General features: G+C 61.3%; 5 protein-coding genes and 3 pseudogenes. 3 read left to right on the plus strand and 5 right to left on the minus strand.

Features of this window, described 5'->3' with window-relative positions:
- From NON00_RS23070 to NON00_RS23080, 3 genes and pseudogenes are all read left to right on the plus strand, one after another.
- Nucleotides 1-332 (plus strand): type II toxin-antitoxin system VapC family toxin (locus NON00_RS23070; RefSeq protein WP_256025136.1); only part of this gene is annotated, 332 nt, incomplete at its 5' end.
- A 104-nt stretch (nt 333-436) separates the two neighbouring features.
- Nucleotides 437-4,831, plus strand: coding sequence for a hypothetical protein (locus NON00_RS23075; protein WP_256025138.1), 4,395 nt, complete (start codon nt 437-439; stop codon nt 4,829-4,831).
- A 120-nt stretch (nt 4,832-4,951) separates the two neighbouring features.
- Nucleotides 4,952-5,182 (plus strand): annotated as a pseudogene (locus tag NON00_RS23080) (IS110 family transposase); the annotation flags it as partial.
- A gap of 134 nt (nt 5,183-5,316) precedes the next feature.
- On the opposite strand, the gene NON00_RS23085 reads toward NON00_RS23080, so the two are convergent.
- The 5 genes and pseudogenes from NON00_RS23085 to NON00_RS23105 all read right to left on the minus strand — a co-directional run.
- Entirely contained in the window at nt 5,317-5,781 is a 465-nt protein-coding gene (locus NON00_RS23085; protein ID WP_256025139.1) for a hypothetical protein, read from the minus strand.
- Nucleotides 5,782-5,879: 98 nt separating this feature from the next.
- Nucleotides 5,880-6,239: a hypothetical protein gene (locus NON00_RS23090; protein WP_305123528.1), complete on the minus strand. Its 360-nt coding sequence runs from the start codon at nt 6,237-6,239 to the stop codon at nt 5,880-5,882.
- A 182-nt stretch (nt 6,240-6,421) separates the two neighbouring features.
- Complete coding sequence (locus NON00_RS23095) at nt 6,422-7,486, minus strand: lipoprotein (RefSeq protein ID WP_256025140.1); 1,065 nt, start codon at nt 7,484-7,486, stop codon at nt 6,422-6,424.
- Between the two features lie 78 nt (nt 7,487-7,564).
- A pseudogene (locus tag NON00_RS23100) lies at nt 7,565-7,699 on the minus strand (IS256 family transposase); the annotation flags it as partial.
- 34 nt (nt 7,700-7,733) lie between these two features.
- Nucleotides 7,734-8,756, minus strand: a pseudogene (locus NON00_RS23105) (hypothetical protein); the annotation flags it as partial.

Here is an 8,756-nt window from a genome sequence, read left to right on the forward strand (position 1 = left end):
AGGAGCGAGATCTTTTCCTGAGCGTGCTGACACTCGGGGAAATTCGCCGTGGCATCGAAGGGGTACGCCCCCGAGATCCTGCGAAAGCGGCGACGCTGGAACGCTGGCTGCACGACGTCGCTGATGCCTTCGGGGCCCGCATCATCGGTGTTGATCTTGCTGTCGCCGAAGCATGGGGGCGCATGTCGGCCGTGCGCTCTGTACCGGTCATCGATGCCATGCTGGCCGCCACAGCACAGGTGCACGATCTTGTTTTGGTCACCCGCAATACGGCGGATGTAAGCGGACTCGGGGTGCAGACCTTGAACCCTTTTGACGCGGCGCAGGCGTAGGAACAGCCAACGAATGCCGGACCTCGGACCAGAATGGTGGGGTACAAAACAACGCTCTGCGAGCCCACAGCGCCAGCGCCACTGCCTAAGCATCGTATCCGCCCATGAGTGACGACTCTTGGGTCGGCTTTGTTGACCTTGACCGCTCGTTTCACGAGCTTTCGGATTATGCTCGGGAAAGTGACGATGTTGATGTGTCGCAGGCTTTCCGGCGGGGGCAATCGATTACATGGTCTGATCTAAGAATGGAACGGCGGGTGGTGCTGCTCGCCGAGGCAGGCGCGGGAAAGACGGAGGAGATTCGTCACGCAGCGACGCGATGGCGCGATCGCGGCGATCACGCATTCTTCCTACGCCTTGAGCATGTCGCCGATGGCCTTGAAGCAGCGTTCGAGATCGGCGACCTGGATGACTTTGAACGTTGGAAGAATTCGCAGGACGAGGCGTGGGTCCTCCTAGACTCAGTGGACGAGGCCCGCCTACGCGGTCCGAGCGACTTCGAGCGAGCCATCCGGAAGTTTGCGACGAAGGTTCGTGGTGCGGAGGACAGGCTTCATCTCCTGATCACGAGCCGCATCTCAGCGTGGCGGCCCAAAACGGACTTGGAGTTCTGTGAGCGCCTGCTCCCGCCGCCCGCCGCGGGCCGCGTCGCCGGAGTAGCGCAGACGGACGACGTGGGGTCGAGTTCGCCACCCGACATTGCAACTGCACCTGATAAGGAAGGTGAGCGGCCGCGGTTCCGGATTGTTACCATCGACGATCTCGACTCGGCGCGCATCGCGAAGTTTGCGCTAGTTCGTGGCATCAAAAATCTCGATCCTTTCCTTGCTGCAGTCGAACGGAAGGACGCTTGGGCATACACCCGCCGGCCGCAAGATCTTGTTGAACTCATCGAATTTTGGCTCACGCACGGGCGGATCGGCAGCAGGCTCGAACTCGTCAAGAGCAGTGTGGCGCGGCGGCTAGAGGAGCGGGACCAGACCCGTGCCGAATGGCAACCGCTCGCCGCGGACCGCGTCCATGCGGCCGCTGCGCTCATCGCGGCAGCCTGCATTCTTGCGCACGAGGCCACCATTCAGGTGCCCGACGGATCCGCGAGCGGCCATGGCCTGCGGCTGGAGACCGTGCTCCCCGACTGGAATGCGCGGGAACTTGGTGCCCTTCTGGCTAGACCGCTCTTTGACGAGGCCATCTACGGCGCAGTGCGATTTCACCATCGCGAGGCGCGCGAGTACCTTGCGGCAGAGTGGTTCGGCAGCCTCCTTCGGCGCGAAACGTCGAGGACCAAGATCGAGGCTCTCTTCTTCAGAAGCCAATACGACCTCGATGTCATCACTCCGGCCCTAAGGCCGGTCCTACCCTGGCTGGCCCTACTCGACGACCGGATCCGTGATCGACTGCTTCGGGTCGCGCCAGAGGTGCTATTCGAAGGCGGCGATCCGAGCCAGCTCCCCAAGCCTACCCGCGAGAGGATTCTGCGCGCATGCTGCGAGGGCCTGGCTGCAACCAGCACGCCCCGGACGTTTGCCGATTACGCGACGGTCCAGCGCTTCGCCGCCCCCGACCTCGTGGATGCGATCAGGGAGCTTCTGCAAGTCCACGCCGATAGCGAGGAGGTTCTCTCCTTCCTCTGCCGGATGATCTGGATTGGCCCGCTCCCCGACCTTCGACTGGAGGCAAGAGCGCTTGCGTTGAGAACCGATGGGTCACAATACACTCGGGTCGTAGCCGTTCGCGCCCTCGAGGCCATCGGTGCATCCGCTGACCTGCGGGAGATCCGAAGCCAAATTCTGACCGAGGGCGTGCCCGTCGATCGGGATCTCCTTGCCGAACTCGTGACGGCGACCGTCTCCGCGGCAGACGACGTTGAATGGCTGGTCGCAGCATTGCGGGCCGCGGCCGAGCCGCAACGGCATACCGTCGACCGCCTCGTCGACGCACTCAAGGGACGGATCGAGCGCGCCTCGCTCCCGCTCCTACAGAAGCTGACCATTGCCTTCGGTGACTTCCTTGGGGAGGAGCCGCATATCGATGCGCCCTACTGCCCGGTTTCGCAGTCTTGGGCATGGCTCGCGGTACCCGCCTTTGAGGTGCTCGCCAGCCTAGCCGGCCAACGGGACACGACACTCCTCGAAGATACGGCCCTGGCACTACTCCGCCGGGTGGGGTTGGTGAGGCGTCGCCACCACGATCTGGATAAAAGCAGGTACGAATTGGGGGGGCTTGTGAAAATGTGGGATGCCCTCAATCGGAGTCTGTTCTGGCATGAGGTCGCGGCCTCCCGAGACCCGCGTCCTGGAGAGGCCACGGAGACCGTAAGGCACTTTCGAGACGTCTGGCCGAACACTGGGTTCTGGTTAATCAGCGAGAAAGACTTTGACTACTTTGTCGACCAGACGGCTACACGCCCTCTGGAAGACGACCGCGCCGTAGCTCTCACCGCCGCCCTTGCTCTCTTCAACGACGCAGGCCGCCCGGAACTATGGCCCGAACGGTTGGCCGCGGCGACCGCCGGCAATGTGCTGCTGGAAAGCACGCTCGCTGCGTTTTTCAATCCGCCACCCGAGACCGAACAGGTTCAGAAATGGCGCAAGCATGAGGCGGCGTGGAAGCGGAAGGAGGAGAAACGTCGCCTGGAAGAGGTACGCAATAGGCAGGCATGGCAGGACGGGCTGCAAAGGAACGTGGAACGCATCCGCGACCCAGGTTTCACCGATCCCTCCGCCGTGTCGCAGGACCAGTGGTACCTCTTGAATCACTTGCGGAAGGACGAAGACAGATCGGGACGCTGGACGGACGGCAACTGGGAAACGCTGATGGAGGAGTTTGGGACAGCGGTCGCCGAGGCATTCAGGGATGGTGCCAAGGGGTTCTGGCGACGGTACGACCCGCGCCCCCGCTCAGATGGAGGAACCCCGAACTCAACCCCTGCCGCGCATATCTTCGGATTGGCCGGTTTAGCTATGGAGGCTCGCGACAGCGAGACGTGGCCACAAGGATTGTCGGAAGACGAGGCAAAGCGGGCGACGCGGTATGCTGTGGGCGAGCTCAACGGCTTCCCACCGTGGTTGCCAGGTCTATTCACCGCTCATCCAGACGCTGTGCTCAGCGTCATTATGGGCGAGATTGATCACCAGGCCAGGACCGAGAAGCCCGACGAACCCTTCCACTACGTCCTCGACGACGTGGCGTGGTCGGGCATGTGGTGCTGGGACGCTTTGGGGCCCCTCGTGGTGTCCTTACTGAGCACGGTGGCCCCTCGCCGCGCGGACTCTTTGCAGAAGCTGCTGATCATCGTCCATGGCTCGACGGTGTCGGAGCAAGTCATAGCGGCCCTCGCCGCGCGCGGGATCGATGAGTGCGCCTCGATGGAGTGCCGTGCCGTGTGGTTTGCCTCGTTGATCGGTGCCGATCCGGAGCAGGGCATCCCAAAGCTTCGCGCGTATCTCGGCGGACTGAACGACCCGGCAGATCGCACCCGCTTTGCGATGCACGCAGTCACCCACCTCGTCGGTGGACGGAGGGATGGAGGGATCAAGCCTCGTCAGAACTTCATCAGCGCCAAGCATCTTGGCGACCTTTACGCGCTGATGCACGAGCACATCCGGCGGCGTGAGGACATCGACCGCATCGGTGGCGGTGTCTACTCACCGGAGCTGCGTGACGACGCACAAGATGCCCGGGAGGGTCTCCTTGGTTTACTCGACCGGATACCTGGCAAGGCGACGTTTCTTGCCCTTTCGAGGCTCGCGGATGCACATCCCGACGAGAGCCTGCGGCCATACCTCATGCAGCGCGCAAGGCGGAGAGCCGAGGCCGATGGTGACCTTTCGCCGTGGAAGGCAGCCCAGGTTCGTGAGTTCGCTGAATCCCTCGAACGCACGCCCCGCGATCACCGCGAACTGGCCGACCTCGTCCTGCTGCACTTCCTCGATCTGAAGGCCGATTTGGAAGGAGGCGACGAAAGCCTTGCCCCTGTACTCCTCAGAATCACAGAGGAGACCGAGATGCGGAACTTTCTCGCGCGGGAGCTGCGGTCGCGCGCGCGCGGACGCTACGACGTTCCGCAGGAGTCGGAACTGGCAGATGGAAAACGGCCGGACTTGCGCTTTCACGGCAACGGCTTTGACGCGCCTGTGCCCGCCGAGTTGAAGCTGGCTGACCGGTGGACAGGACCAAAGCTTCTGGAGCGGTTGGAGAACCAGCTCTGTGGGGACTACCTCAGAGACCCTCGATCCCGCCGCGGCTTATTCGTGCTTGTACACAACGGGACCGAGAAGGCTTGGACTGTGGCGGATGGGAACCGCGTCGACTTCGATGGCCTTGTTGAAGCGCTGACGGCCCGATGGCGGCTAATCGCTCCAAGCTTTCCAGAGGTCGATGATGTGCAGGTGGTGGGCATCAACCTTCCGCTGCGCGCTCGGCCGTCGAGCAACGGCGCCCTTGCAACGGGGCCAAAGAGCAGGAAAGGTGGCACGAACGGGTCGGTCCAGAAGTGAGAACAGAGAGTTCAGCTCGCGATGAGTGTGGGGAGACTGTCAGGAATTTATGGGATGGCCCGCCCCTCTTCCCTGCCGCGGTACGCTGGCAGGGCAAGCTGAGGGACGGGAGCTGGTTCGATGCAGATCGCGGTTCTGGGGATTGACCTGGGCAAGAACAGCTGCAGCGTGATGGGGCTCGACGCCAGTGGGCGGGTGGTCCTGCGACGGCGGCTGCAGCGGGAGGGTGTCGTCAAGCTGGCGGCAGGCCTGCCGAGCTGCGTGACGGCGATGGAGGCCTGCTGCGGAACGCATCACCTCGGCCGTAGGCTGCGCGACCAGGGCCACCAGGCCCGGCTGATGTCGCCGGAGTAGGTGCGCCCCTAGCCAATCCGATAGGTCGAAGACTCCTGGTTGCCCCGCCATCGCTACCTCCGCCCGCATCGCCACGCCAGTGAATCAGCAACGGGAAGCCAGCGCGAGAGGTTTCTGGAGACGTCCAGCTGTTAGCAAGCTGATGTCATGAAATATAAATTTGAATGCATATTCCAAATGTAATTCGCGCACTCATTTTGATAATTTTTAATCCCCGCCAATCTACCTACATTTAAAATAAAATCTCCCTCTAATTTATTATTTTCATTGTAAATGAAATATTGAAAGTTGTTGTATCCTGCAAAACCTTGCTCGCTGATCATTTGAACACAAATACGCGATAATAAATCGCATTTGCCCGATTTAACAAAATCTAAAACCATCTCATAATTGACGCGTATGTAGATTTTTTGCAGAATTTCTGTTGCAGAATTCGAAATGCCAACAATAACCGCGAAAGGCAAAAATAATATTAGTATTTTATTTTTTAATTTATAGAAAAAAATCACCAATAAACAAAAATAAAAAATCCCAAACACAAAAGAAGTTAAATTAATTAAAAATTCATGAGATGGAATTACCTGCAATGAATTCATGGGAAAAATAATCATAGTTGAAAATATAATAAAAAAATACGCAAAAATTCTACTTGTTGTTTTTTGGAAAAAATTCGTGATTCGGATTTTTTTATTCATTATAAATCTCCGTATTGAATTTTTTTCCAAGAAAGCCCACTTTTGCACCCCAAAAAAACAGAATGCCATTCTCCGGCTTGAACAAGCTTGTCATGTATTCCATCCTCGGTCACCCGTTCATGCTCAACCGTGATAATGCAATCCGCCTCACGCACCGCCGCCAAGCGATGCGCAATGATCAGCACCGTCCGCCCACGTGCCATGGCGCGCATATTCTCCTGCACGATGCGCTCGCTTTCATCATCCAGTGCGCTTGTTGCCTCGCCGCCCGAGAGGGTTGAACCCCACTTCCCGATCTCCGTGTTATAGCCATGCGGCAACTCCAGGGTGAACTCATGCGCCCCGGCAAGGCGTGCCACCCGAGCTATCGCCTCGAGAGGTAACTCCATGCCTGCTGAACAATCGGCTGCACGCCCCGATCGAGCCCCCAAACTGCAGCCTGCCAGACCCGCGATCAGCACCCATAGGCCGAACATCAAGACTGAGGGCATCGCGCGCGACCTTGCCGCCGCTCCAGGACCCTCCAGCCGCATTCCCTCTTTCAAGGGCGCGCGCCGGCCGCTGCCGGCGCAGCGGCGAATGACATTACGAAATCAGCCACAGTCCGCGCGATCTCCCAACGTTGGTCGATCAGGCCCCCCGGTATGCCTATCTGGATGCGCGCCGGTGCGATGGACGGCGCATGAACCGAGCAGGAGCCGGGCCCGCGAATCAGCGGCGCGGCAGCACGTCCGCCTCGGCCCTCGCCGGGCGCCTCGAACCAGGTGCAGAGAATTCGGGCGTCACCGTAATATGCCTCGCCTGCGCCGTAGCCGGGCTCCGGACGGTAGCGCCAGGGGTCCACGGCATCGGCCGGGATGGAAGTGGGAATGATCTCCACGGGGATGAGATAGGTGCAGCCTTCCACGTCCTCGCCGGGCGTGTCGCACAGAGGAGGCTTTGGCGGCAGCATATCGCCGAGGCCTGGCCAGCGCACCCTGAGAGCGGCAGTATCCGTGTCGCGCCGGTCACTGATGGGGACGTTGTTCCAATAGCCCGGTCTCATGTAGCGCAGTGGAATGGCAAAGCGTTGCCCAGCAACGCGGATCGGAACCCGAAGATCAGGAAACTCCGGACCGCGCCTTTTGCCTACAAAATACATTTCAGTAGTGCATACAAAAAGGGTTACGATCCGATCGCGACCCACGAAATTTCGTATATTGACAAGAATCTGCTCTGGCGGAACGCCGAGCCCTTCGATGTGTGCTTTGATGCGGTCCGCAAAGCTGCGCGCCTGGGTGCGGTCGTCCGGGGGCATCAGCCGCGTGTTGATGGAGATGCTGTCCGAGCCGAGTGCACGCATCTGGCGCACGGCAGCGGCGATGAAGCCCTCATCGGCCGCTTGAAAGGCTCCATCGTGGAGTTCGACATCGCTCGTGAAGTCGCAGCGCGACTCCTGGCTTGGCGGCGGCATAAGGGGGCCGGCAGCATCCGTGGTTCTGCCACAGCCAGCGAGGGCCAGCGCTACCAATCCCAGGGATAACAGGCTCAGCCAATCCCGGCCCCAAGCACTGAAAAAACAGCTCATCTTCAAGTGCCCCTGCCATGCTGCGTCATACCAATCCATTTCTCTTCTGGACCAGGGCATTATTGGCGATGCTGAGACCATCAGAAATCTTGTGTAAAGCGGGGCGGTTGCACATGATCAGACCATGGCCCGGGTGAAGCGCTCGCCGAAAAGGACGGCGAACTGCGCCTTGGCCATGGCCCATTCCCGCGGCGGCATGGTCCACTCCTTCTCGGCCCGGTTCAAGACCAGAAAGAGCAGTTTCAGCGCTGCCGCCTGCCGCAGCAAGCCCTGCCTTCCCCTCCCCTCACCCCACCCGCCGCTCCGTCACCTGCACCGAGAGCGTCACCGGGACGAGATCGAAGGTGGCGCTGGGAGACATGTTGCGCGCCATCACCCGCACCGTGTTGTTGGTCCAGGCCGCCGCATCGAGTTCGATGAACCGCGTCGATGACACCAGCGCCGCCTGCACCAGATCGCCCTGCCGCGCGCCGGGAAGCGTCACGTCGAGCAGGCTGGTGGCACCCGGCGCCAGGCTCGGCAGGTCCCAGGGGATTTCGGCCACTAACTCCCGCTGCCCCACCGGCAGTGCCGGCGTGCCGCAGAGCAGTGCCGGCGCGTGCTCCGGCAGACCGTAAAGCCGCAGCGCCTCGATCTCGATCGGCCCGTCAAAGCCAACAAGGCCAATCTGCGCCGCGGCCACAGCTTCCGCCACGCGCACCGTCATCCGCCGGTTCAGCGAAGCATCGGCCATCGCCGCGCCGCCCGTCCAGCTTTTCGACGGGATGTTCCAGACGGGCGTGGTCAGCGAGGCCAGCACATCTCCGGCGATATTCTCCCGCACACTGCCATCGGCATTGAAGGTGCGGAGAAACAGCCGCCCGCCATCGGCACCGCCGGCGAGGCTATGCACCAGCGCGAATTCCTTCGCCGCCTGGGTGTCCAGCACAAAGGCTAGGCCGCGATTGGCGTCGAGCAGCAGGCCACGGCTGGTGGCCGCGAGGCCCGTGGCGCCATTGAGCGAGAGCCCCGCCAGGGTGGTCTCTGTGGTGGTGGAGAGGGAGATGGTGGCCAGCCCCTCCACGCCGATCTCCGTGCTGCTCTGCCGGAAGGCCGCGGCCCGGACATTCGGCACCGCCCCCAGCAGCCGCAGATGCCGCGAGGCCGGCGCGCGATGCCGGTTGAGCACCGTGTTACCGCAGCGCGTCGCCGTGGCGTCATAGAGGATGTCGTGCCGATAGCTGTTCGACCACGCCACCTCGTATTCGCAGTCCTGCGCTGAGGCCGTGTGCCGCGCCACCCAGTTCGAGCAGCCCTCCAGCCGCAGGTT

It is taken from the genome of Roseomonas sp. GC11 (genome assembly GCF_024437745.1).
Classification (GTDB): Bacteria; Pseudomonadota; Alphaproteobacteria; order Acetobacterales; family Acetobacteraceae; genus Pseudoroseomonas.

What these genes read in the sequence shown, in the direction of transcription:
- NON00_RS23095 (WP_256025140.1), bottom strand. Translation starts at nt 7,486, where the DNA reads ATGGATTGGTATGACGCAGCATGGCAGGGGCACTTGAAGATGAGCTGT.
- NON00_RS23085 (WP_256025139.1), bottom strand. Translation starts at nt 5,781, where the DNA reads ATGAATTCATTGCAGGTAATTCCATCTCATGAATTTTTAATTAATTTA.
- NON00_RS23075 (WP_256025138.1), top strand. Translation starts at nt 437, where the DNA reads ATGAGTGACGACTCTTGGGTCGGCTTTGTTGACCTTGACCGCTCGTTT.